This window comes from Streptomyces albus subsp. albus (assembly GCF_000719865.1).
Classification (GTDB): domain Bacteria; phylum Actinomycetota; class Actinomycetes; order Streptomycetales; family Streptomycetaceae; genus Streptomyces; species Streptomyces albus_E.
Genome location: NZ_JOID01000015.1, coordinates 73,894 through 95,972, shown reverse-complemented (window position 1 = coordinate 95,972; position 22,079 = coordinate 73,894). Strand labels below are relative to the sequence as shown.

Annotated in this window: 22 protein-coding genes; 15 read left to right on the top strand and 7 right to left on the bottom strand. The window is 72.9% G+C overall.

The window, feature by feature from the left end:
- The first annotated feature begins 1 nt into the window (after position 1).
- From IF83_RS0116310 to IF83_RS0116290, 5 genes are all read left to right on the top strand, one after another.
- Positions 2–598 (top strand): hypothetical protein, encoded by a 597-nt coding sequence (locus IF83_RS0116310; RefSeq protein ID WP_030544925.1) that lies wholly within the window; start codon positions 2–4, stop codon positions 596–598.
- Positions 592–1,503, top strand: coding sequence for a hypothetical protein (locus IF83_RS0116305; protein ID WP_030544924.1), 912 nt, complete (start codon positions 592–594; stop codon positions 1,501–1,503). The genes IF83_RS0116310 and IF83_RS0116305 overlap by 7 nt, the downstream gene beginning before the upstream one ends.
- Before the next feature lie 177 nt (positions 1,504–1,680).
- On the top strand, positions 1,681–2,973 hold the full coding sequence (gene xseA, locus IF83_RS0116300; RefSeq protein WP_051722826.1) for an exodeoxyribonuclease VII large subunit: 1,293 nt from the start codon (positions 1,681–1,683) through the stop codon (positions 2,971–2,973).
- A gap of 106 nt (positions 2,974–3,079) precedes the next feature.
- Positions 3,080–3,319, top strand: a complete 240-nt coding sequence (locus tag IF83_RS0116295; protein WP_030544922.1) for an exodeoxyribonuclease VII small subunit — start codon at positions 3,080–3,082, stop codon at positions 3,317–3,319.
- Between the two features lie 116 nt (positions 3,320–3,435).
- On the top strand, positions 3,436–4,032 hold the full coding sequence (locus IF83_RS0116290) for a malonic semialdehyde reductase (RefSeq protein ID WP_030544921.1): 597 nt from the start codon (positions 3,436–3,438) through the stop codon (positions 4,030–4,032).
- A gap of 96 nt (positions 4,033–4,128) precedes the next feature.
- On the opposite strand, the gene IF83_RS0116285 is transcribed toward IF83_RS0116290, so the two are convergent.
- Complete coding sequence (locus IF83_RS0116285; RefSeq protein WP_037680202.1) at positions 4,129–4,653, bottom strand: DUF4245 domain-containing protein; 525 nt, start codon at positions 4,651–4,653, stop codon at positions 4,129–4,131.
- A gap of 172 nt (positions 4,654–4,825) precedes the next feature.
- Between IF83_RS0116285 and glpX the strand changes: the two genes are divergently transcribed.
- Positions 4,826–5,860 (top strand): class II fructose-bisphosphatase, encoded by a 1,035-nt coding sequence (gene glpX / locus IF83_RS0116280; protein WP_030544919.1) that lies wholly within the window; start codon positions 4,826–4,828, stop codon positions 5,858–5,860.
- Positions 5,861–5,962: 102 nt separating this feature from the next.
- On the opposite strand, the gene IF83_RS0116275 is transcribed toward glpX, so the two are convergent.
- Both IF83_RS0116275 and IF83_RS0116270 read right to left on the bottom strand, forming a co-directional pair.
- Positions 5,963–6,337, bottom strand: coding sequence for a WhiB family transcriptional regulator (locus tag IF83_RS0116275; protein ID WP_030544918.1), 375 nt, complete (start codon positions 6,335–6,337; stop codon positions 5,963–5,965).
- Positions 6,338–6,493: 156 nt separating this feature from the next.
- Positions 6,494–7,198 (bottom strand): DUF1707 SHOCT-like domain-containing protein, encoded by a 705-nt coding sequence (locus IF83_RS0116270; protein WP_030544917.1) that lies wholly within the window; start codon positions 7,196–7,198, stop codon positions 6,494–6,496.
- Between the two features lie 578 nt (positions 7,199–7,776).
- Here IF83_RS0116270 and IF83_RS0116265 point away from each other — a divergent pair.
- The 4 genes from IF83_RS0116265 (at position 7,777) to IF83_RS0116250 (ending at position 14,726) form a co-directional block, all read left to right on the top strand.
- The gene (locus IF83_RS0116265) at positions 7,777–9,450 is read left to right on the top strand and encodes a fumarate hydratase (protein ID WP_030544916.1); all 1,674 of its coding nucleotides are present in this window, start codon (positions 7,777–7,779) and stop codon (positions 9,448–9,450) included.
- Positions 9,451–9,809: 359 nt separating this feature from the next.
- On the top strand, positions 9,810–11,168 hold the full coding sequence (locus tag IF83_RS0116260) for a class II fumarate hydratase (protein WP_030544915.1): 1,359 nt from the start codon (positions 9,810–9,812) through the stop codon (positions 11,166–11,168).
- Between the two features lie 247 nt (positions 11,169–11,415).
- Positions 11,416–12,123, top strand: a complete 708-nt coding sequence (locus IF83_RS0116255) for a class I SAM-dependent methyltransferase (RefSeq protein ID WP_030544914.1) — start codon at positions 11,416–11,418, stop codon at positions 12,121–12,123.
- 44 nt (positions 12,124–12,167) lie between these two features.
- Entirely contained in the window at positions 12,168–14,726 is a 2,559-nt protein-coding gene (locus IF83_RS0116250; RefSeq protein ID WP_051722825.1) for an ATP-binding SpoIIE family protein phosphatase, read from the top strand.
- 135 nt (positions 14,727–14,861) lie between these two features.
- On the opposite strand, the gene IF83_RS0116245 is transcribed toward IF83_RS0116250, so the two are convergent.
- A complete protein-coding gene (locus IF83_RS0116245; protein ID WP_030544912.1) occupies positions 14,862–15,326 on the bottom strand; it encodes an SRPBCC family protein in 465 nt (154 codons plus the stop codon).
- Positions 15,327–15,520: 194 nt separating this feature from the next.
- The gene (locus tag IF83_RS0116240) at positions 15,521–17,758 is read right to left on the bottom strand and encodes a transglycosylase domain-containing protein (protein WP_051722824.1); all 2,238 of its coding nucleotides are present in this window, start codon (positions 17,756–17,758) and stop codon (positions 15,521–15,523) included.
- Between the two features lie 300 nt (positions 17,759–18,058).
- On the opposite strand from IF83_RS0116240, the gene IF83_RS0116235 reads away from it, so the two are divergent.
- A complete protein-coding gene (locus IF83_RS0116235) occupies positions 18,059–18,961 on the top strand; it encodes an SPFH domain-containing protein (RefSeq protein ID WP_051722856.1) in 903 nt (300 codons plus the stop codon).
- Positions 18,962–19,107: 146 nt separating this feature from the next.
- Positions 19,108–19,332, top strand: coding sequence for a hypothetical protein (locus IF83_RS0116230; RefSeq protein ID WP_051722855.1), 225 nt, complete (start codon positions 19,108–19,110; stop codon positions 19,330–19,332).
- A 13-nt stretch (positions 19,333–19,345) separates the two neighbouring features.
- On the opposite strand, the gene IF83_RS33170 is transcribed toward IF83_RS0116230, so the two are convergent.
- Entirely contained in the window at positions 19,346–19,762 is a 417-nt protein-coding gene (locus IF83_RS33170; RefSeq protein ID WP_037680199.1) for a hypothetical protein, read from the bottom strand.
- A gap of 157 nt (positions 19,763–19,919) precedes the next feature.
- On the opposite strand from IF83_RS33170, the gene IF83_RS0116220 reads away from it, so the two are divergent.
- Both IF83_RS0116220 and IF83_RS0116215 read left to right on the top strand, forming a co-directional pair.
- A complete protein-coding gene (locus tag IF83_RS0116220; RefSeq protein WP_030544908.1) occupies positions 19,920–20,732 on the top strand; it encodes a helix-turn-helix domain-containing protein in 813 nt (270 codons plus the stop codon).
- Entirely contained in the window at positions 20,729–20,944 is a 216-nt protein-coding gene (locus tag IF83_RS0116215; RefSeq protein WP_030544907.1) for a DUF397 domain-containing protein, read from the top strand. Before IF83_RS0116220 ends, IF83_RS0116215 begins: the two co-directional genes overlap by 4 nt.
- A 33-nt stretch (positions 20,945–20,977) precedes the next feature.
- Here IF83_RS0116215 and IF83_RS0116210 read toward each other — a convergent pair whose 3' ends face one another.
- Positions 20,978–21,178, bottom strand: coding sequence for a hypothetical protein (locus IF83_RS0116210; RefSeq protein WP_030544906.1), 201 nt, complete (start codon positions 21,176–21,178; stop codon positions 20,978–20,980).
- A gap of 179 nt (positions 21,179–21,357) precedes the next feature.
- Here IF83_RS0116210 and IF83_RS0116205 point away from each other — a divergent pair, with 179 nt between their 5' ends.
- Entirely contained in the window at positions 21,358–21,981 is a 624-nt protein-coding gene (locus tag IF83_RS0116205) for a Uma2 family endonuclease (protein ID WP_244177096.1), read from the top strand.
- The last annotated feature ends 98 nt before the right edge of the window (positions 21,982–22,079 follow it).

Genomic DNA, 22,079 nt, shown 5'->3' with positions numbered 1-22,079 from the left:
CGTGAACGACGCCGAGAGCCGCCGCACCCCGCCCCCGGAGACCGGCCGCCCCGTCCACCGGATCCGGAAGCAGCGGGCCGAGAAGATCTACAACGGCACCGTCTACACCGGCACCGTCCACCAGCACCGGACCGCCCCGGAACCGTCGCCCGGGGAGCAGGCGGCGAGACTGCTGCGGTCCGGCGAGACCTTCCTGCGGGAGGGCCTGCACGCCCGCGCCCGGGAGTCCCTGGGCCAGTGCCTCTCCCTCTGCGCCCTCGACCCGGCCCAGACCGCCGACGCCCGCTTCCTGCTCGCGCTCGCCACGCTGGACGGACGGCGCCCGAGCCTGTGCAGCGGCCGTGAGACCACCTCCGTGCTGGAGATCCTGACGCCGCTCCAGCCGTACCACCTGTCCGCCCGCTTCCTCGCCGCGCTCGTGAGCGAGGACCGCACCCACGCCTGGCGGGGCAGCTCCGGCGTGCCCGAGGGCCTCCGCCTGCTCGTCCGGCAGGTGGACCGGGAGCACGCCCGGCTGATCTGCCGGCACGTCCCCGCACCCGAGTGCCGCACCTGGCGCGCACTGCACGACCACGCCGCAGGAGGCGAACCATGGTGACGAACCCGTCCGACGCGGAGGCCACCGAGCGCAGGAAGAAGCTGGAGAAGTACTTCCACCCCACGCCGAAGGAGAGCCTCCGCCTCACGGCCACCGCGCTGCTCGCCGCCGGCGCGGCGGGCCTGGTGCTGGGCCTGATCCTCCTGAACGGGCAGCAGTTCTGGGCCGTTGTGTGCTGGGCCGCCGGGGTCTACGCCCTGGTCCGGGGCTTCCAGCGGAAGAGCCGGTACGACGCCGCGTACAAGAAGGCCGAGCCCAAGCCCACGGGCAAGGAGATGGACCGCATCCTGGCGGAGGATCTGCGGCAGATCGAGGAACGCGCGATGCAGCGCCTCGGCATCACCCCGGACCACCTGGAGGTCGGCACCCAGGTCTGGGACCCCGTCGCCGCGCTGCTCGCCGGAGGGCCGGTGGAACGCGGCGAGCGCCGGCCGCTGGTGCTCTACGGCCCCAAGATGAGCGGCTTCGCGATCGGTGACGACGACGTGTGGCGCTTCAAGGAGTACGAGGTGATGGTCATCTGCCCGACCGTGCACCACCTCGCCCTCTACCACTGCTCGCTCGACTTCCTCACCGGCGGGCTGTCGATGGAGGACACCGAGGAGTACCAGTACAACCACGTGGTGGCGGTCTCCACCCGCACCACCCCCGTCCCCGAGGAGATCTCCCTGGAGCGGCTCAACACCCGCCGGGAGGAGGGGGAGGAACAGGAGGTCCGGTTCGCCCGGGTGCTGCGGCGCCGGCTGGAGGTCAGCGTCTCCAACGGCCAGTCCATGGGCGTGACGGTCGGCATCTCCGACGAGAAGGACTCCGCTCGCGCGGCACGCCTCCAGTCGACCGGGATCGACGAGGTGACGGGCTCCATCCGGCGCGTGCTGCGCGACCACTCCCAGCCGCGCGCCTGACCCACCGGGCCGCCCGGCGACTCGGCGGTTCGGAGCGTTACGGAGTACGCGGCCCGGCACCGTTCCCCCTCCCCTCCGGAGGCGGGGCGGTGCCGGGCCGTGCCGCGCCCGGAGGGGAGGCGGGGCGGCGTCCCGGCCGGGGCCCGTGTTGTCGGCGGTCCCGGCTAGCCTCCTCCCATGGCACTCAACACCTCGGCCGAGACGCCGATCCCCGTCGGCGAGGTGTCGCGGCTCATCGGCGGCTGGATCGACCGGCTCGGCGCCGTCTGGGTGGAGGGGCAGATCACCCAGCTGTCGCGGCGCCCCGGGGCCGGCGTGGTCTTCCTCACCCTGCGCGATCCGTCGTACGACATCTCGCTGAGCGTCACCTGCTTCCGCTCCGTCTTCGACCGGGTCGCGGACGTGGTGTCCGAGGGCGCCCGGGTCGTGGTGCAGGCCAAGCCCGAGTGGTACGCGCCGCGCGGCCAGCTCTCCCTGCGCGCGGCCGAGATCAGGCCCGTCGGGGTCGGTGAGCTGCTGGCCCGGCTGGAGCAGCTCAAGAAGTCGCTGGCCGCCGAGGGGCTGTTCGCGGCCGAGCGCAAGCGTCCCCTGCCGTTCCTGCCGCAGCTCATAGGGCTGGTGTGCGGGCGGGCCTCAGCGGCCGAGCGGGACGTCCTGGAGAACGCCCGGCTGCGCTGGCCCGCCGTCCGCTTCGAGGTGCGCAATGTCGCCGTGCAGGGAGTGCACGCCGTCTCGCAGGTGGTGGAGGCGGTGCGGGAGCTGGACGCCCATCCCGGGGTGGACGTGATCGTCGTGGCCCGCGGCGGCGGCAGCGTCGAGGACCTGCTGCCCTTCTCGGACGAGCAGTTGGTACGGGCCGTGGCCGCGTGCCGCACCCCCGTCGTCTCGGCGATCGGGCACGAGCCTGACACCCCGCTGCTGGACCTGGTCGCCGATCTGCGCGCGTCCACCCCCACCGACGCCGCCAAGAAGGTGGTGCCGGACGTCGGCGAGGAGCTCCACCGCATCCAGCAGTTGCGCGAGCGGGCGCTGCGCGCGGTGAGCGGCCTGCTCGACCGGGAGGAGCGCGGCCTGGCGGCGGCCCGTGCCCGGCCCTGCATGGAGCGGCCCCACCGAATGGTCGAGGAGCGCGAGGAGCAGATCACGGCGCTGCGCGATCGCGGCCGCCGCACCCTCGGGCATCTGCTGGACCGGGCCGACTCCGAGCTGGCGCACACCCTGGCGCGAGTCGTCGCGCTCTCGCCCGCGGCCACGCTGGAGCGCGGCTACGCGGTGCTCCAGCGGCCGGACGGCTCGGTGGTGCGGGCGGCGCGCGAGGTGCCGGAGGGCGAGCGGCTGCGGGCCCGGGTGGCCGAGGGGGAACTGACGGTCGTGGCGGCCGGCGGAAGCGGTGCGCCCGCGGACGGCGCCGCGGCGGCGGGCGCCGGGCCGGACGCGGGACGGTCGGCCGACGAGGACGGCCCGGCGTGACGGTGGGGCGGCGCGGCCCCGGACGGCAAGGGGCGGCGGACACCGGGCCGGGCGCGCGGCCGGCTCCGCGGGCCCCGCTGTCGGTGGCGGACCGTAGGCTGACCGCATGACGGAGACCGGGACCGGAGCGGCCGCGCCGAGTGACGCGCTGGGCTACGAGCAGGCGCGGGACGAACTGATCGATGTCGTACGCCGGTTGGAGGCGGGCGGCACGACGCTGGAGGAGTCCCTCGCCCTGTGGGAGCGCGGCGAGGAGCTCTCGAAGATCTGCCGGCGCTGGCTGGACGGCGCCCGGGCACGCCTGGACGCGGCCCTGGCCGACTCCCCGGGGGAGAACTCCGGATAGCCGGTTGTGACGGGAGTCACTTTCCAGCGGGGCATAAGGACGATTTAGTTGAACGTTAATGCATCTTGTCAGTGTGCGGATCCTCTCCGCACAACCCCACGGACAAGGTGTTCCCTATGACTCTCGCCCTCGATGCCGCCGCCCAGGACCTGTTGTTCCGCGAGGCCCGTACCGCCAACGCCTTTACCGACGAGCAGGTGACCGACGAGCAGGTCCAGGCCATCTACGACCTGGTCAAGTACGCGCCGACCGCCTTCAACCAGCAGCCCCTGCGCGTGGTGCTGGTCCGCTCCCCCGAGGCGCGGCAGCGTCTGGTGGGGCACCTGATGGAGGGCAACCAGGCGAAGACCGCCGCCGCCCCGCTGACCGCGATCCTCGCCGTGGACCACGAGTTCCACGAGGAGCTGCCCCGGCTGATGCCGTTCGCGCCGGACCTCAAGGACACGTTCTTCGCGGAGCGCCCGGTGCGCGAGCAGATCGGTTCCTTCAACGCCACGCTCCAGGCGGGCTACTTCATCCTCGGCGTCCGCGCCGCCGGCCTGGCCGCCGGCCCGATGACGGGCTACGACGCCGCCGGCATCAACAAGGAGTTCTTCCCCGAGGGCGACCACGCGGTGCTGACCGTCGTCAACATCGGCCGTCCCGCCGAGGGCGCCTGGTTCCCCGAGCGCCTGCCGCGCCTGTCCTACGACGAGGTCGTCAGCACCGTCTGACCCGGCACGTCCGGCGTCACCACGGCTCACCGGGCCGTGGCCCGGCGCCCGGCCACGGCCACCGGCCGCCCGCTCCGGACCTCCCGAGCCCCCGGCTCAGGAGGTCTCGAGCGCGGCGGCCATCGTCGCGAGGCGGTCCTCCGAGGCGGTGCCCAGGACGACGGTCGTGTGGTCGTCCTCCTCGCGCACCAGGGCGTCGTACTTCTCGCCCTCGTAGCGGACCCACACCTCGCCGTTGATCCGCCGGGTCCGGTCGGTGCGCTCCGCGCCGCGGCTCACGCTCGCCACGAACTTCTCCGCCTCGCCGTCGCTCTGCTCCACCGCCACGTACTGCCGGTCGGGGTCGAGGAAGCCCAGATGCCAGGCGGCGCCGAGCCGGCCGTCCCCCCGGTAGGTCACCGAGGTGGCCTTCCACGCCTCCGGCAGCCCCTGGGGGGCCGCGAGCGGATACGGCGCCGCGCGGCGGGCCGACTGCAGCTCCACCGAATAGTCCACCCGCTGGAGCGGGTCCTGTGAGTCGTCGTGCGGAATGAATACGTAGATGACGGCAGCGAAGAGCACGATCACCGTCATCGACAGCACCATGTCCCGCACCGTCTGCCTGCCACGTCCACTTGCCACCCGTCCATCGTCCCTCATGGGGTGCGGTGGTCCGTCCCCGCCCCCGCGCGGAGCGGGGACGGCGCCGGTGCGGACGCTCAAACGTGGGGCGCTCTGCTCAGATTGCCAATGAACGGATAAAGTCTCATTACCCTCAGCATCCGGCCGTCGCCGTACAGAAAGGTGCGCTCCGATGACCGAAAACAACCATCTGCCGCCCGCCCTCGATGTTCAGCCCGAGCACCCCGACCGCAACCTCGCCCTGGAGCTGGTCCGGGTCACCGAGGCCGCCGCGATGGCCGCGGGGCGGTGGGTCGGCCGCGGTGACAAGAACGGCGCGGACGGTGCCGCCGTCAAGGCCATGCGCACCCTGGTGCACACGGTCTCCATGAACGGCGTGGTGGTGATCGGCGAAGGCGAGAAGGACGAGGCGCCGATGCTGTTCAACGGCGAGCGCGTCGGCGACGGGACCGGCGCGGAGTGCGACGTCGCCGTGGACCCCGTCGACGGCACGACGCTCACCGCCAAGGGCATGAGCAACGCCGTGTCCGTCCTGGCCGTGGCCGACCGCGGCACCATGTTCGACCCGTCCGCGGTCTTCTACATGGACAAGCTGGTCACCGGCCCCGAGGCCGCCGACTACGTGGACATCACCGCCCCGCCCGCGGTGAACATCCGCCGGGTCGCCAAGGCCAAGCGGAGCGAGCCCGAGGACGTCACCGTCGTGGTGCTCGACCGGCCCCGGCACGACGGGATCGTCAAGGAGATCCGGGAGACCGGCGCCCGCATCAAGTTCATCTCGGACGGCGACGTGGCCGGCGCGATCATGGCCGTGCGGGAGGGCACCGGCGTCGATCTGCTGATGGGCATCGGCGGCACCCCGGAGGGCATCATCGCGGCCTGCGCCATCAAGTGCCTCGGCGGCACCATCCAGGGCAAGCTGTGGCCGAAGGACGACGAGGAGCGGCAGCGCGCCCTCGACGCGGGCCACGACCTCGACCGGGTGCTCCACACCTCCGACCTGGTCAGCGGCGAGAACGTGTTCTTCGTCGCGACCGGCATCACGGACGGCGAGCTGCTGCGCGGTGTGCGGTACCGCGCGGAGACGGCCACCACCCAGTCCCTGGTGATGCGTTCGAAGTCGGGGACCATCCGGCAGATCGACTCCACGCACCGGCTGAAGAAGCTGCGCGCCTACAGCGCGGTGGACTTCGACCGGGCCCGCTGACCGAGCCGCCCGCGGAGGACAGGCAGGAGAGGAGGAACGCCCCGTGCGGGGGGCGTCCCTCCTCTGCACCGTCCTTCTGCCGGGGCCGTGCCGGCCCCGTTCTCAGCCGGCGGCGGCGATGTGCGATATCGCCGGTCGCGCCGTCTTCTGCAGCTCGGCGTCGCGCCGCCGGCGGCGGGCGAGCACGACCCGGCGCTCGGCGGCGGTGAGCCCGCCCCACACGCCGTAGGGCTCCGGCTGCAGCAGAGCGTGCTCCCGGCATGCGACCAGCACCGGGCAGCGCGCACAGACTCTCTTCGCGGCCTCCTCGCGCGACAGCCTCGCGGCCGTCGGCTCCTTGGACGGCGCGAAGAACAGCCCTGCCTCGTCCCGGCGGCACACCGCCTCCGAATGCCAGGGGCCGTCCTGGTCCCGCGCGGTCACACGCTGGGACGGCACGACGGCGGCCTGCGGGGGCTGATGCGGCGTTTGCAGCACGGTCTACTCCTGACGACAGCTACGCGAAAGGGTCACCCTTGCCCGTCTCCCTTCGCACGACCGTTTGCACCCCCATGCCGCACGAGAGACGACTCGACTCTCCCTACCCGCTGTACGCGCGCCTATTCACACCGTGGCGGACCGATCCGCGCGGGCTCAGCCGCCCAGTTCCCGCCGCATGCGATCGCGAAGATCCCTCAGCAGCTTGCCGCGCTTCGGGCGGGCCTCCACCCCGCCGAAGACGGCGAAGCCGGTGACGACCACGATCGGCGCGGCGGGGTCGTCGCCCTCGCGGGTGCGCACGTCGAAGCCGCCGAAGATGCCGGTGCCCGTACCGCGCAGCGTCACGTTCTCCGGCACCCGGATCTCCACCCCTCCGAAGATCGCCGTGGCGTTGATGACGATCTCCTGCTGCTGGAAGACCGCCTCCGTCAGATCGATCTCGACCCCGCCGAACAGGGCGAAGGCCGTGGTGCGCGGGCCGACCCGCCAGCGGCCCTTGCGGGTGGCACCGCCGAAGACGGCGATGAGGTTCTCCGAGGCCGCGCTCGTCGCCGAGTGCGGCGCTCCGCCGGGGAGGGGCGCGGGGCGGTACGTGCTCCGGCTCTCGTCGCCCGGCACCGGCAAGTCGCCCACCAGCGGCTCCAGTTCGCCGACCGTCTTGGCCCGGTAGACCAGGTCGATCCGCTCGGAGTGCTCCTCGGCGGTCAGCCGCCCCTCGGCCAGCGCCTCCCGCAGGATGTCCGCGATCCGGTCGCGGTCCCGGTCGGAGGCGCGCATCCCGGCGGGGGACGACGCGGCGGCCGGAGACGCGGCGTGGGGCGCCTGCGGGACCGGCCCGGGCGGCTTCCGCAGGTCCAACGGGGCGGGATGCGGCTCGCGCGCCTCCCGCCACCCGGGCTGCGGGCCGCCGGACCCGGTCGCGCGCCGGACCGTCTCCCCGCCGGGTGCCCGCGGGGGCTCCGGGGCTTCCGGTGCGGCGGGCGGCTCGGGAAGTGCCGGAGCCTGCGGCGGTCCGGGCGCCACGGGCGGCTCCGGCGCCGCCGGACCCACGGGCGGTTCGGGGGCGTCGGGAACGTCGGGGGCGGGCCCCCGTGCTGATGCGGCATCCACGTCCGCCAGCCTATCCAAACGCGATAGATCGCGACTAGTGCCCCGGCGGGCAGCGTCCGCCCGCCCGGGGAGCGGCGTCCGGTGCGCCCCGCCGGGGCCCGTCGAGCGGGGGGAGCCACGGGCGAACCACCGGCCGGACGCCGCGACGGACGCCGCCCGCCGGGGCGCCGCCCCCGGAGTGGAACCCGAACCCGCTCTGCCGGAGGGCGTCCGCGGCCCCGCCGCCGCACGCCCGAGGTGAGCCCTACCTCACAGGCCCGCCGTCCGCGCGGCGTTCTACGCTGGACGGGCCCCCAGCCGCACGCCGAGACGAGGAAACCCCGACCATGCCCGAGTTCGCGTACACCGACCTCCTCCCCCTCGGCGAGGACACCACGCCGTACCGTCTGGTGACCTCCGAGGGCGTGAGCACCGTCGAGGCGGACGGCCGTACGTTCCTCAAGGTCGAGCCCGAGGCGCTGCGCAAGCTGGCCGCCGAGGCCATGCACGACATCTCGCACTACCTCCGCCCCGCCCACCTCGCCCAGCTGCGCCGCATCCTGGACGACCCCGAGGCGTCCCCGAACGACCGCTTCGTCGCGCTGGACCTGCTGAAGAACGCCAACATCGCCGCGGCCGGCGTGCTGCCGATGTGCCAGGACACCGGCACCGCCATCGTCATGGGCAAGCGCGGGCAGAACGTCCTCACCTCCGGCCGGGACGAGGAGGCGCTCTCGCGCGGCATCTACGACGCGTACACCCAGCTCAATCTGCGCTACTCCCAGATGGCCCCGCTGACCATGTGGGAGGAGAAGAACACCGGCTCCAACCTCCCCGCCCAGATCGAGCTCTACGCGACCGACGGCGGCGCCTACAAGTTCCTCTTCATGGCCAAGGGCGGCGGCTCCGCCAACAAGTCCTTCCTCTACCAGGAGACGAAGGCCGTGCTCAACGAGAAGAGCATGATGAGGTTTCTGGAGGAGAAGATCCGTTCGCTGGGCACCGCGGCCTGCCCGCCGTACCACCTGGCGATCGTCGTCGGCGGCACCTCCGCCGAGTACGCGCTGAAGACCGCCAAGTACGCCTCCGCGCACTACCTCGACGAGCTGCCGGGCGAGGGCTCCCCCACCGGGCACGGCTTCCGCGACAAGGAGCTGGAGGAGAAGGTCTTCGAACTGACGCAGAAGATCGGCATCGGCGCCCAGTTCGGCGGCAAGTACTTCTGCCACGACGTGCGCGTGGTGCGCCTCCCGCGGCACGGCGCCTCCTGCCCGGTCGCGATCGCCGTCTCCTGCTCCGCCGACCGCCAGGCCGTCGCCAAGATCACGGCCGAGGGCGTCTTCCTGGAGCAGCTGGAGACGGACCCGGCGCGCTTCCTGCCCGACACCACCGACGAGCAGCTCACCGAGGGCGCGGGACCGGACCTGGAGGCCGTGCGGATCGATCTCCGCCGCCCGATGGACGAGATCCTGGCCGAGCTGACCAAGCACCCGGTCAAGACCCGGCTCTCGCTCACCGGCACGCTCGTCGTCGCCCGCGACATCGCGCACGCCAAGATCAAGGAGCGGCTGGACGCGGGCGAGGAGATGCCGCAGTACCTCAAGGACCACCCGGTCTACTACGCCGGCCCGGCCAAGACCCCCGAGGGCTACGCCTCCGGCTCCTTCGGCCCGACCACCGCCGGGCGGATGGACGCCTACGTCGAGCAGTTCCAGGCCGCGGGCGGCTCCAAGGTGATGCTCGCCAAGGGCAACCGCTCGCAGCAGGTCACCGACGCCTGTGCCGCGCACGGCGGCTTCTACCTCGGCTCCATCGGCGGTCCGGCGGCCCGGCTCGCGCAGGACTGCATCAAGAAGGTCGAGGTCCTGGAGTACGAGGAGCTCGGCATGGAGGCGGTCTGGAAGATCGAGGTGGAGGACTTCCCCGCGTTCATCGTCGTGGACGACAAGGGCAACGACTTCTTCGCCGACCCCGCGCCGGAGCAGCCGTTCGTGACGAGCATCCCCGTCCGCGGGGCCTGACGCCCCGGCAGGGCGGAAGGAGGGTGCGGGCTCCGGCGGACCGGGGGCCCGCACCCTCTGGCGCGACAGCCTCCCCGCCGCGCATGGCGCAGCTCCGCCCGCCGCAGGACCTCCCCGGCGCGCGGAGCGCCGCCCGTTCCCTCTCTCCGCGCCCGCTCGCGGATTAACTGACGGGGTGCGGCCCGTTGGTGACGCCGGGGGCCGGGCAGGCGCTGAGTACACGAGGACGACCGAGGGAGGCACGCGGCATGGCGGAGGCACAGGACGCGGCGCGCGGCGGAGCGGACGGCGGAGGGCGCGGCGGACCGGCCGGCGGGCTCCGCTCCGGCGAGGTCGGCCACCGCACCGAGCGCGACTCGATGGGCGAGGTCCGGGTCCCCGCGCACGCCAAGTGGCGGGCCCAGACCCAGCGGGCGGTGGAGAACTTCCCCGTCTCCGGGCAGCGGCTGGAGCGGGCGCACATCGCGGCCCTGGCGCGGATCAAGGGGGCCGCCGCCAAGGTCAACGCCGAGCTGGGCGTGCTCGATCCGAAGACCGCCGCCGCGATCGCGGAGGCGGCCGCGGAGGTGGCCGAGGGCCGCTGGGACGAGCACTTCCCGGTGGACGTCTTCCAGACCGGCTCGGGCACCTCCTCGAACATGAACGTCAACGAGGTGCTGGCCACCCTGGCGAGCGAGCGGCTGGGGGGCGCCCCCGTCCACCCCAACGACCACGTCAACGCCGGGCAGTCCTCCAACGACGTCTTCCCGTCCTCGATCCACATCGCCGCGACGGCGGCCGTCACCGCCGACCTCATCCCGGCGCTCGGGCATCTCGCGGCGGCGCTGGAGGAGAAGTCGGCGGAGTTCGCCGAGGTGGTGAAGTCCGGCCGGACGCATCTGATGGACGCGACGCCGGTCACCCTCGGCCAGGAGTTCGGCGGCTACGCGGCCCAGGTCCGCTACGGCGTCGAGCGGCTGGAGTCCGCCCTGCCCCGGCTGGCCGAACTGCCGCTGGGCGGCACGGCGGTGGGCACCGGCATCAACACCCCGCCCGGCTTCTCCGCCGCGGTGATCGCCGAGCTGGCCCGCACCACGGGCCTGCCGCTGACCGAGGCCCGGGACCACTTCGAGGCGCAGGGCGCCCGGGACGCCCTGGTGGAGACCTCGGGGCAGCTCCGCACCATCGCCGTCGGCCTCACCAAGATCTGCAACGATCTGCGCTGGATGGCCTCCGGGCCGCGCACCGGGCTGGCCGAGATCAACCTGCCGGATCTGCAGCCCGGTTCGTCGATCATGCCGGGGAAGGTCAACCCCGTGGTCCCGGAGGCGGTGCTGATGGTGGCCGCGCAGGTCACCGGGAACGACACCACGGTCGCCGTGGCGGGCGCCTCCGGCAACTTCGAGCTGAACGTCATGCTTCCGGTGATCGGCAAGAATCTGCTGGAGTCCGTGCGGCTGCTCTCGTCCGCCGCCCGGCTGCTCGCGGACCGCACCGTGACGGGGATCACCGCCAACGCCGAACGGGCCCGCGAGTACGCCGAGTCCTCCCCCTCCGTCGTCACCCCGCTGAACCGCTACCTCGGTTACGAGGAGGCCGCCAAGGTCGCCAAGCGCTCCCTGGCCGAGCGGCGCACCATCCGCGAGGTGGTGCTGGACTCCGGATATGTGGAGCGCGGGCTGCTGACGGTGGAACAATTGGACGAGGCGCTCGACGTGCTGCGGATGACGCGGCCGTGACCCGCGCCGGCCCGGAATCCGCCCGCCGGACGCGCCCGCCGGAGCCGCCCCCGGCGGCGTACCGCGCGGGATGTCGGGGCGAACGGTGGACTGCCGGGCCGGGCGCTGGTGTGATGGGCGTGATCCTCTTGTAGCACCCCCCATGCAGGAAACGTAGGATCGCCTCCTGGCGATTCACGGCCACAACTCCGCCCGCTCGGAGGGGATGTGACCGGCAGTCACCCAAGCCACCGGAGGGGAACGACACATGAGCGGAGACGGCCGGCAGGACGCGCCGGCGGCTGCCGACGGCTACGAGGGCTACGACCGGTCCGCCATCGACCGCTCCGGACAGGCGGAGGCGTTCGACGCCATCGCCACCCGCTACACCGAGGCGTTCCCGCACCGGGAGGGCCAGATCGCCGCCGGCGCCTGGCTGGCCGGGGAACTGCCCCCGGGCTCCCGGGTGCTGGACGTCGGCTGCGGCACCGGCGTGCCGACGGCCGCCCAGCTCGCGGACGCCGGGCACGAGGTGGTGGGCGTGGACCTGTCGGCCACCATGGTGGCGCTCTGCCGGGAGAACGTTCCCGCGGCCGAGTTCCACCAGCTCGATCTGGCCGATCTCGGCGCCGGCCGCCCGGGCCATCTCGGCCTCTTCGACGGCGCCGCCGCCTTCTTCTCCCTGCTGATGCTGCCGCGCGCCGAGATCCCGCACGCCCTGCGCATGCTGCACGGCCTGCTGCGGCCCGGCGGCCCGCTGGTGCTGTCGATGGTCGAGGCCGACGTGGATGACGCGGTGATTCCGTTCCTGGGCAGTCCGATCCGGGTATCCGGTTATCTACGGGACGAGTTGCGGCAGGTCGTCCGCGCGGCGGGTTTCGAGATCGCCGGGGAGGACTCGTACGCGTACGCGCCGGCCAGCACCGAAGTACCCCCCGAGATCCAGCTCTTCCTGCACTGCCGACGGAGCGCCTGACCACTGGCGCCCGACGCCGGCCCCGGACGGATGGAACCCCACGCGTGACGGAGTACCCGACCTCCAACGACGGCCGACCGGCCGCCACCCAGCCCGGGCACGCCCCGGCGAACGCCGCTGCCCCGGGCCAGGAACCCGCGGGCCGGCCCCGCCCGCCGGCCGGCCGCACGGGCGACCGCGACGGCGCCTCCGCCGCCGGGCGGCGTTCCCGTCCCCGCCCGCGCGGCGACGGCGTCGCGGACGGCGATCCGGAGCCGCCCCCGGCCGGGGAAGACCCCGAGGACGAGGGTGTCCGCGGCGCCCGCCCCGCGCCGCGGCGGACCGGCGGCAAGCCGGAGGACCCGCGCACGGCGATGGCCCGGCAGGGCGGCCGGGCGCGCGGCACCGCGGCCTCCCGCGCGGGCCGCGAGGAGGGCCGGGACGCCTCGGCGAACCCGTCTCGCACCGGGCGCCCGCGCGGGGCCGCCGTGGCCGTCGGCATGGCCGCGACCCGCAAGGGCGATCTGCCACAGGACTCCACCGCCGCCGACCGCGAGGCAGCGGCGGCGGCCGCCGCGGCCGCGGCCCGGCGCAACCGGTCCCGCGGCCGGGGGCGCCGCCCGGCCGGCGCGGGTCCCGAGACCGCGCCGCAGCCGCAGGGACAACCGCAGGCACAGCCGCAGCCGCCGGCCCAGCGGACGGACACCCATGAGCGCGCGGACGCGGCGGGCGGTCCGGCCGGAGACGGCGGCGTGGTGCCGACCGCGGCCGAGATGGCCGCCCGGCACCAGCGGGACGGCGACCGGCTGCGGTTCATCGGCGCCGCAACCCGCCGCATCGCGCGCGGTATCGACCTCGACGAGATCGTGCTCGGCCTCTGCCGGGCCACCGTGCCGACCTTCGCCGACGTCATCCTCGTCTATCTGCGCGACCCGCTGCCGGTCGGCGACGAGCGGCCGGTGGAACCGTTCACCCTGCGGCTGCGCCGTACGGACCGGCTGCCGCCCGGGCGCGGCGGCGGCACCGGCGGCATGACGGCCTCCGGTACGGAGCGGGGAACGGCGGGCTCCGGCGAGCACACCGCGCGCACGGAGCGCACCGATCAGACGGAACGCGAGAAACGCGAGGGGCATCAGCGGGACACGGCGGGGCAGGACCCCGCGCGTCCGTCCGGGCCCGCGCCGGACCCCGGACTGCCGCCCGCCGCCAAGCTCGCCGAGGTGGCGCCGGGCGGGCCGCTGGCCGAGGTGCTGCGCGGCGTACGCCCGGTGTTCGGCGACTCCGAGGGAGCCCTGGACGCCCTGCCGGAACTGCTCGGCCCGGACTTCCCGGTCCCGGCCGGCCGGCGGGCCGTCCTCGCGCCGCTGCGCGGGCGCCGCCGGGTGATCGGCGCGGCGGTGTTCCTGCGGCTCACCGACCGGCCCGCGTTCGAGGCCGACGATCTGCTGGTCGCCGCCCAACTGGCGACGCATACGGCGCTCGGCGTGGACAAGGCCGTGCTGTACGGGCGCGAGGCGTACATCGCCGACGCCCTGCAGCGCTCCATGCTCCCCGACTCGCTCCCGCAGCCCACCGGCGTGCGGCTCGCCAGCCGCTATCTGCCGGCCGCGGAGACGGCCCGCGTCGGCGGCGACTGGTACGACGCGATCCCGCTGCCCGGCAGCCGGGTCGCCCTGGTCGTCGGCGACGTCATGGGCCACTCCATGACCTCGGCCGCGATCATGGGACAGCTCCGCACGACGGCGCAGACGCTGGCCCAGCTCGACCTGCCGCCGCAGGAGGTGCTGCACCACCTCGACGAGCAGGCGCAGCGGCTGGGCAGCGACCGGATGGCGACCTGCATCTACGCGGTGTACGACCCGGTCGCGCACCGGATCGTCGTCGCCAACGCGGGCCATCCGCCGCCGGTGCTGCTGCATCTGGGCGGCCGGGCGGAGGTGCTGCGCGTCCCGCCGGGCGCGCCGATCGGCGTGGGCGGGGTGGACTTCGAGGCGGTGGAGCTGGACGCGCCCGCCGGGGCGACGCTGCTGCTCTACACCGACGGCCTGGTCGAGTCCCGGCTGCGCGACGTGTGGACGGGTATCGAGCAGCTCCGCGAGAAGCTGGTGGCGACGGCGCGGCTGACCGGCCCGGACCACCCGCCGCCGCTGGAGCCTCTCTGCGACGAGGTGCTGGACATGCTCGGCCCGGGCGACCGGGACGACGACATCGCCCTGCTCGCGGCCCGGTTCGACGGCATACCGCCGAGCGACGTCGCGTACTGGTTCCTCGATCCGCAGGAGCGCGCGCCCAGCAAGGCGCGCCGGCTGGCCCGGCGGGCGCTGGCGCGCTGGGGACTGGAGGACCTCACGGACTCCGTGGAGCTCCTCGTCAGCGAGGTCGTCACGAATGCCGTCCGGTACGCCGAACGCCCCATCACGCTGCGGCTGTTGCGGACCGACGTCCTCCGCTGCGAGGTGGGCGACGACGTACCGCAGCTGCCGAGGCTGCGGCAGGCCCGGCCGTCGGACGAGGGCGGGCGCGGCCTGTATCTCGTCAACAGGGTGGCGCGGCGGTGGGGGGCGACCCGGCTGAGCACGGGCAAGGTCGTCTGGTTCGAGCTGCCCTTCACGAACGGGGGCTAGCGGAGGCGCGGCCCCGTACCGTCCGCTGACATCGTTGGCGGGTACGGGTGAGGGGCCGCGGCCTCGCCGCACCCCCGGGCCCGGGGGCGCGCGCACCGGCGGAGGAGCCGGCGTCTCCCGGCGTGCGCGGAGGCGTCAGGGGCCGCCGGCCGACCCGTCGCGGGCCAGCTCGGCTGCCAGGCGGCGCATGGCCGTGCGGTTGGCGCGCCGCATCGCGGCCCGGACGAGGGGCGCCAGCAGACGGTCGGCGAGCGGGGCCTTCGCCCAGCCGTAGGTGAAGGAGACGCGGCTCCCGCCGGCCGGCAGCGGTTCGATGGCGTAGGTGCCGTGGGCCAGGCGCCGGCCGGCGGCGCTGACGTTCCGTTCGACGATGCGCCGCGGCGGTTCGGCCTCGACGACCTCGATGGTGACGTCGGTCTTGGTGCCGCCCAGCGCGGCGGTGACCGTGGCGCGCGATCCCGTGCCGCGCTCGGGGCCGCTGTAGCGCCAGCCGGTCAGATAGTGGTCCGTGAAGCGCTCGTGGTGAGCCATGACGTCGAGGAAGTCGTAGACCTGCTCGGGCGGGTGCGGGACGTCGACCGACACGATGACGGGCCTCATCCACCACACGGTACAGAGGATGGGCAGGGGGCGCTCCCCCAACCGCGGTGTTCCTCAGGACAGTTCACCGACCGGGCTGCTCGCGGGTGTTCCAGTGCCGCAGCAGGCAGCGTTTGCCCGTCAAGGAGCGGCGTCCGGTGCGTGCTCTCGGCGGCCGGGCGTCGCGACGGGGCGAACGCCCGCCAGTTGCGGCGCTAGGTGCCGTCCCCCGCGCCGGTCTCCGTCCCGGCGCCGACGCGGGCGCCGCCGTCGCCCGTTCCGTCGCCCGGTGGGACGGGCAGGGTGGACGCGGAGGGCGGCGCCGTGTCGCCGGGCGGCGTGGGAGTGCCGGGCGGCGGAAGCGTGCCGGCCGGCGGCGGGGTGACGGTCTCCGGCGGGCCGGGCTCGGTGGTCGCCGGCGGCTCGGGCGACTCCGGCGCCTCGCTCTCGCTCTCCGAGGGGCTGGGCGAGATGCTCGGCTCGGGTGCCTCCATGACGTCCAGGTCGAACTGGGCGGCGGGCTTGCCGCTCAGCGCGAGCCGGTTGTACTCGGCCCAGACCTGGGCCGGGTAGCCGCCGCCGTTGACGCGCCCTCCGCCTCCCGTTCCCCGCAGCGAGACCTGCTTGCCGCCCTCGCCCTCGCCGAAGAGGCCGACGGTGGTGACCAGGTCGGGGGTGTAACCGGCGAACCAGGCCGACTTGTTGTCGTCGGAGGTGCCGGTCTTGCCCGCGAAGTTGAGCGTGTTGGAGCGGATGCCCTTGGCCGTGCCGTCGTTGACGACGCCCCGCAGCACGGAGGTGACGGTGTCGGCGGTCTGCCGTTCGATCATCTGCTCGCCGATCGCGTCCGGCAGCTCCACCACTTGGTCACCGCGCTTGGCGGACTTCACCAGCCGGGGTTTCACCTGCTCGCCGTGGTTGGCGAGGGTGGCGTAGACGGCGGCCATGTCCAGCGGGCTGGCGCCCATGACGCCCAGCGACATGGCGGGCTTGACGTCGAAACCGCTCGCGTCGCCCTTCATGCCGAGCTGGATACCCATCTGTTTGGTCCGTTCCAGCCCGGCGTCCACGGCCATCTGCGCGAAGACGGAGTTGACCGAGTTGTTCATGGCCTGCTGGACGGTGATCGGACCGTAGTCGACATCGCCCTGGTTCGGCGGGGCGAAGGGGGTGTCGCCGCCCTCGACGGGGCGCTCGCTGGTGCCGTCGTACACGGTGTTCGGCGTGATCGGCTGCCCGTCCTGGGTGGTGGCGGCCGTCTCGAACGCGGTGGCGAGGACGACGGGCTTGAAGGTGGAGGCGGGCTGGTAGTCGCGGCGGGTGGCGTTGTTGATGAAGTGCTCGACGTAGTTCCGGCCGCCGTACATCGCGACCACCGCCCCCGTCTCCGGGTCCACCGAGACGGCACCGGGCTGGGCCCGCGCGTCGACCTCCCGCCGCTCCGGGTCGAGATCGTCCAGCAGGGTCGCCTTGACGGCCTTCTCCAGGTCCCGCTGCTTCTTCTTGTCGATGTTGAGCTCGATGGTCCAGCCGCGGGCGGCGAGCTCCTGCTCGTCGACGCCCGCGGCGATCAGCTCGGCCTTCGCCGCCTCGACGAAGTAGCCGGCCTGGCCGCCCAGCCCGGGGTTGGGCTCGGGCTGCCCGGGCTCGGGGAAGGTCATGTCCCGCCGCTCGGCGGGGCTGAGCCACTTCATCTCGACCATGTTGTCGAGGACGAAGTGCCAGCGGTCGGTGACGAGCTGCCGCGCCTTCGGACCGGCGACGGCCAGGTCGTACTGGCTGGGCGCCTGGAGCAGCGCGGCGAGGTAGGCGCTCTGCTCGACGGTGAGGTCCTCGACGTCGGTGTCGTAGTACGCCTTGGCCGCGGCCTGGACGCCGTACGCGCCGCGCCCGAAGTAGCTGGTGTTCATGTAGCCGGCCAGTATCTCGTCCTTGGACTGCTTCTGGTCGACCTTGAGCGCGATGATCAGTTCCTTGGCCTTGCGGGTGACCGTCTGCTCCTGGCTGAGGAAGTAGTTCTTCACATACTGCTGGGTGATGGTCGATCCGCCCTGCTTCCGCCCCATCGCGGTGGAGACCAGCGCCCGGGTGAGGCCCTTCACGTCGACGCCGGGGTCCTGGTAGAAGCTCTTGTTCTCGGCGGCCACGAACGCGTACTGGGTGCCCTTGGGGATCCGGCTGATCGGCACCAGCTCGCGGTTGAAGTCGCCCTCGCGGGCGATGAGGGCGCCGTCGCTGAAGGTGAAGGCGTTGCTCTGGGCCGTCGCCTCCGGGTTGCCGCCGTCGGGTATGTCGACGAGCAGGTAGAGCACGAAGAAGGAGCCCATCGCGAGCGCTCCGAGCAGCACGAACGTGCCCAGCACCCGCTTCAGCGTGAAGAGCCGGCGGATGAACCCGCCCCGTTCTTCACGGGCCCACTGCCGCTGGGCCCGTCGGTAGTCCGCGCGTCCCATGATCCGAGCTCCAGTCCTCAATGCCCCCGGGAAACGACAAAAGCTAACACCCTATACGCAGGAGAGGCCCCGGAGTTCTCGGCTCCGGTGCCGTGAGAATCGGCACCCGCCGGGAGGGGAACCGGGGAGCCTCGCGCCGCGTCAGAAAAAGTGCTATCACTTAGCTAGAACATCGAACATCGGAACGACCGAAAGAGACGGGGACCCGCCATGCCGAAGACTCCACCCACCACCGCGCCCGACCACGCGGCCGCGGCGGCGGCCGCGAACGGGCCCGCCGACGGCGGCGACCTGCCGGAGATGCCGAAGCCGCGGGTCAGGGAGTTCGCCGCCAAGAGCATCGGCGGCGGCCTGGCCCTGCTGCTCGGCCTGATCGGGCTGCTCGCCGGCGCGGGCCTGGTCGTCCTCGGCGCCGTCGCCGGGAAGGGCGGCTCGACCGGGGCCGCGGTCGGCCTGATCATCCTCGGAGTGCTGGTCTTCTTCGGCTCGATCTTCGCCATGGCGGGGCTGAACATGGTCGCGCCCGGCGAGGCCCGCGTCGTCCAGCTCTTCGGCCGCTACACCGGCACCATCCGCACCGACGGCCTGCGCTGGGTCAACCCGCTCACCAGCCGTCAGAAGATCTCCACCCGGGTCCGCAACCACGAGACGGCCGTCCTCAAGGTCAACGACGCCTACGGCAACCCGGTCGAACTGGCCGCGGTCGTCGTCTGGAAGGTCGAGGACACCGCGCAGGCGGTCTTCGAGGTGGACGACTTCCTGGAGTTCGTCTCCACCCAGACCGAGGCCGCCGTCCGGCACATCGCCATCGAGTACCCGTACGACGCCTACGACGAGGAGGCGCTCTCGCTCCGGGGAAACGCCGAGGAGATCACCGAGAAGCTGGCGGTTGAGCTCTCCGCCCGGGTCCAGGCCGCGGGGGTCCGGATCATCGAGTCCCGCTTCACGCACCTCGCGTACGCCCCCGAGATCGCCTCGGCGATGCTCCAGCGGCAGCAGGCGGGCGCGGTCGTCGCGGCCCGGCGGCAGATCGTGGACGGCGCGGTGGGCATGGTCGAGGCGGCGCTCTCCCGGATAACGGAGCAGGGCATCGTCGAACTGGACGAGGAGCGCAAGGCGGCCATGGTCAGCAATCTGATGGTGGTCCTCTGTGGTGACCGCTCCCCGCAGCCGGTCCTCAACACCGGCGGCCTGTACCAGTGACCCCGGACCGGGACGAGACCGCCGACCGGGCCGAACCCGATCCGCAGCCCCCTCCCGGGCCCGGCCCCACCGACCCCACCGCCTCCCCCGGGCCGACCACCGGCCCGGGGCGGGGCGGGCGCCGGCCGCGGCAGCAGCGCAAGCAGGTGCTGCTGCGGCTCGACCCGGCCGTGCACGACGCCCTCGCCGCCTGGGCGGCGGCCGAACTCCGCTCCACCAACGCCCAGATCGAGTTCCTCCTCCGCCGCGCCCTCTCCGACGCCGACCGCCTCCCGAAAACGATCCGCCCCATCCCGAAACGGGGCCGGCCGTCGAAGTCCGGCCCGGTGGACGGCGGTCCGGCGCAGACCCGGGACACCGAACCGGGCTGACCAGGTGCCGTGATCAGCCCTCCGCCACACGGTCGGAGTCCATTTCTTCCTCGTCGACGGTCAGGAGATCGTCGGGGCTGAGCAGGACCGGCCCGCCGTGCTCGGCTTCGCCGGATTCGCTGCCGCCGGGATGGCTGATGGGATCCGCCGGCTCGGCCGGTCGCCCAGGGACCGCCGAGCACGTCCCCCTGGTGACCAGTTCGGCCAGTTCCGTCACCACGTCCGGGCGGGCCCGGCCGAGTTCGACCAGTGGGCGGCCGGTGATGACCGGCCACTGGTCCACCCCGAGCGACGGCAGTGTCAGCCCGGCCGCGTCGAGGGCTTCGGCGAGGGCCTGTGCCGCGTCCTCCGCCTCCTCCCAGGGGTCCGGACGCCACTTCGCGACCGGTCCGTTTCCACCTCGTCGCCCCTGGCTGTCCGCGCCCGTCATTCCCATGTTCCGCCGCCCGTCTGTGCGTTGCTTCGCCGGCCGCACTTCCTTCGAGTGAGCCGTGACGTTCCGTGCTCCCATCGTCGCGGTGCGCGGCTAGCGTGACCAGGACCGATGGTTGACGGCCCGTGCCGTCAAGAGGGGAGGACCTGCACCGATGTCCGCTGCCGATGAACTCGACCCGGCCTCATCCGTCCTGGCCTTCTTCGCCTCGGAGCTGCGGCGCGTCCGCCTGGAGACGGGGGTCGCCCAGACGGAACTGGCCAAGCGCACTTACATCACCCCGTCGCTGCTGTGCAAGATCGAGTCGGCCTGCCGGGTGCCGTCACAGGACCTTGCGGAGCAGTTCGACCAAGTGCTTGGCACGGACGGCCACTTTGCACGGCTCTGGCCGCTGGTCATCAAGCACGCCTATCCGTCGTGGTTCCGGCCCTATGTGGAACTGGAACGTGCCGCCACGGTCATCCGCTCGTTTCAGGTCCAGTTCGTGCACGGGCTCCTCCAGACGGAGGACTACGCACGGGCGGTGCTGGCCGCCGGTCGCCCCGAGAGCATCGAGGATCTACTCACCGCACGGCTGGAACGGCAGCGTGTTCTCAACCGCGACACACCACCTCAGTTGTGGCTCATCCTCGATGAGACTGTGCTGCGGCGGGTAATCGGCAGTCCAGCCGTAATGCACGCGCAGTTGAGCAAACTTCTGGAAGCGGCTGAGCGGCCACGGAACGTCATCCAGGTCGTTCCATACGCCGCAGGCGCACATGCAGGCTTCGGCCCGTTCACCGTTCTGTCCTTCGCCGAAGGCGCGGATGTCGTACACGAGGACGGCTTCTCCCGCGGTCAACTTCTGGCCGATCCGGGGGACGTCAACACAGCCGTGCGCTCCTATGATCTGCTCAGGGCCGTCGCCCTGTCGCCCAGCGCGTCCGTAGAGCTGATCACCGCTGCCATGAAGGAACTGAGCTCATGACGACGACCGTTCCAAGGGACCTCTCCAGCCTGACGTGGCGCAAGAGCAGCCACAGCAGCGGCAACGGCGGTGAGTGCCTCGAAGTCGCCGACGGCCTCGCGGACACCGTCCCGGTCCGCGACAGCAAGAACCCGCACGGCGCCGCCCTGACCTTTTCGGCCAGCGCCTGGGCCGACTTCGTCAGCGGTGTGAAAACCGGCCGCCTCGTCTGACGCGGCGGCCGGTCAACCCGCCAACCGTTCCGCTCAGCCCTCCTGCCGGGGCGGCTCCGCCTCCCGGACCCGGTTCGGGTCCTCCACACCGCCTGTACGGGCCTCGGTGCGGCGGCCCCGGGCGAGATAGTCACGGACGATCAGCTCCACCGCGTCCTGCGGGTTCTTCGTGCCCGACAGCAGCATCACCTCGATCACGAGATCCGCGTCGAGCGTTACCGTCACCTTCGCCATGGTGGCCCCTCCCCTTCCGACCGGAGCACAGCATGCCCCGGCCCAGCGCGTTCGGCCAGCGGTGAGCATGTCTGCGGCCAATCACACCTTCGGGTGAGGCGGCCCCGTCCTGAGCAAACTGCCAGACACGGCAACCAGAATGGTGGCTTCACGGCCCCTTCGGATCCGCAGGAGTTTCCTTGTCCGACCGCGCGCCGGTGGGCGGGCCCGGAAGCCGCTTCCATTCCGCTCTGCTGGATGAGGCGGAGTGGATCTCCCAGCGGCTGCCCGGGTGCCGCGTCGAGATCCTTGACGGCGAGATCACCGTGACAACTCTGCCGGACGCGCCGCACGCCGAGACGCTGACCGATCTCATGCTTGAGCTGATCGAGCTGCACGACCGGCGGACGTGTGTGGTGCAGCGGGTCGGCCTGTGGCTCCCCGGCGGGCCGTCCGATTTCGCGGTGCCCGATCTGTCCGTCATCGACGGGGACTACAACAACCACCTGGTCGCGTACAACTGCTACGCCCCCTCCGTCTTCCGGCTGGTCCTCGAAGTCACAGCGCACAACTACGGCAACGAGCGCCGGAAGACGGCCGTCTACGCGGCCGGCGGCGTCCCGGTGTACGTGATCGCCGACCGCGCGGAGCAGCGGGTGCACGTGCTCACCGGTCCACGCGGCGAGCGATACCGGAAGCGTGCGACGTACCGGCCCGGGGAGTCGTTCGTGCTTCCCGCGGCCGTCGGCGCGCCCGTCCGGCTCTCCGCCGACAGCGCCCTCGGCCCTGCGTCAGTCGCCTTCGGGGCCGCTCGGGCTCCGTAAGCGCCAACCCGGCCGAGCAGCAACGGCATTGAGTCGCTGAGCTGCGAGAACGCCACCGTCCGGTCCGTGTATACACCCCGTGTATACACCTGGTGTAC

Excerpts from the sequence above, each read along its gene's own strand:
- IF83_RS0116220 (WP_030544908.1), top strand. The coding sequence starts at position 19,920 with ATGTCCGCTGCCGATGAACTCGACCCGGCCTCATCCGTCCTGGCCTTC.
- IF83_RS0116305 (WP_030544924.1), top strand. The coding sequence starts at position 592 with ATGGTGACGAACCCGTCCGACGCGGAGGCCACCGAGCGCAGGAAGAAG.
- glpX (WP_030544919.1), top strand. The coding sequence starts at position 4,826 with ATGACCGAAAACAACCATCTGCCGCCCGCCCTCGATGTTCAGCCCGAG.
- IF83_RS0116255 (WP_030544914.1), top strand. The coding sequence starts at position 11,416 with ATGAGCGGAGACGGCCGGCAGGACGCGCCGGCGGCTGCCGACGGCTAC.
- IF83_RS0116265 (WP_030544916.1), top strand. The coding sequence starts at position 7,777 with ATGCCCGAGTTCGCGTACACCGACCTCCTCCCCCTCGGCGAGGACACC.
- IF83_RS0116235 (WP_051722856.1), top strand. The coding sequence starts at position 18,059 with ATGCCGAAGCCGCGGGTCAGGGAGTTCGCCGCCAAGAGCATCGGCGGC.
- IF83_RS33170 (WP_037680199.1), bottom strand. The coding sequence starts at position 19,762 with ATGACGGGCGCGGACAGCCAGGGGCGACGAGGTGGAAACGGACCGGTC.
- IF83_RS0116240 (WP_051722824.1), bottom strand. The coding sequence starts at position 17,758 with ATGGGACGCGCGGACTACCGACGGGCCCAGCGGCAGTGGGCCCGTGAA.
- IF83_RS0116215 (WP_030544907.1), top strand. The coding sequence starts at position 20,729 with ATGACGACGACCGTTCCAAGGGACCTCTCCAGCCTGACGTGGCGCAAG.
- IF83_RS0116295 (WP_030544922.1), top strand. The coding sequence starts at position 3,080 with ATGACGGAGACCGGGACCGGAGCGGCCGCGCCGAGTGACGCGCTGGGC.
- xseA (WP_051722826.1), top strand. The coding sequence starts at position 1,681 with ATGGCACTCAACACCTCGGCCGAGACGCCGATCCCCGTCGGCGAGGTG.
- IF83_RS0116210 (WP_030544906.1), bottom strand. The coding sequence starts at position 21,178 with ATGGCGAAGGTGACGGTAACGCTCGACGCGGATCTCGTGATCGAGGTG.
- IF83_RS0116245 (WP_030544912.1), bottom strand. The coding sequence starts at position 15,326 with ATGAGGCCCGTCATCGTGTCGGTCGACGTCCCGCACCCGCCCGAGCAG.
- IF83_RS0116290 (WP_030544921.1), top strand. The coding sequence starts at position 3,436 with ATGACTCTCGCCCTCGATGCCGCCGCCCAGGACCTGTTGTTCCGCGAG.
- IF83_RS0116260 (WP_030544915.1), top strand. The coding sequence starts at position 9,810 with ATGGGCGAGGTCCGGGTCCCCGCGCACGCCAAGTGGCGGGCCCAGACC.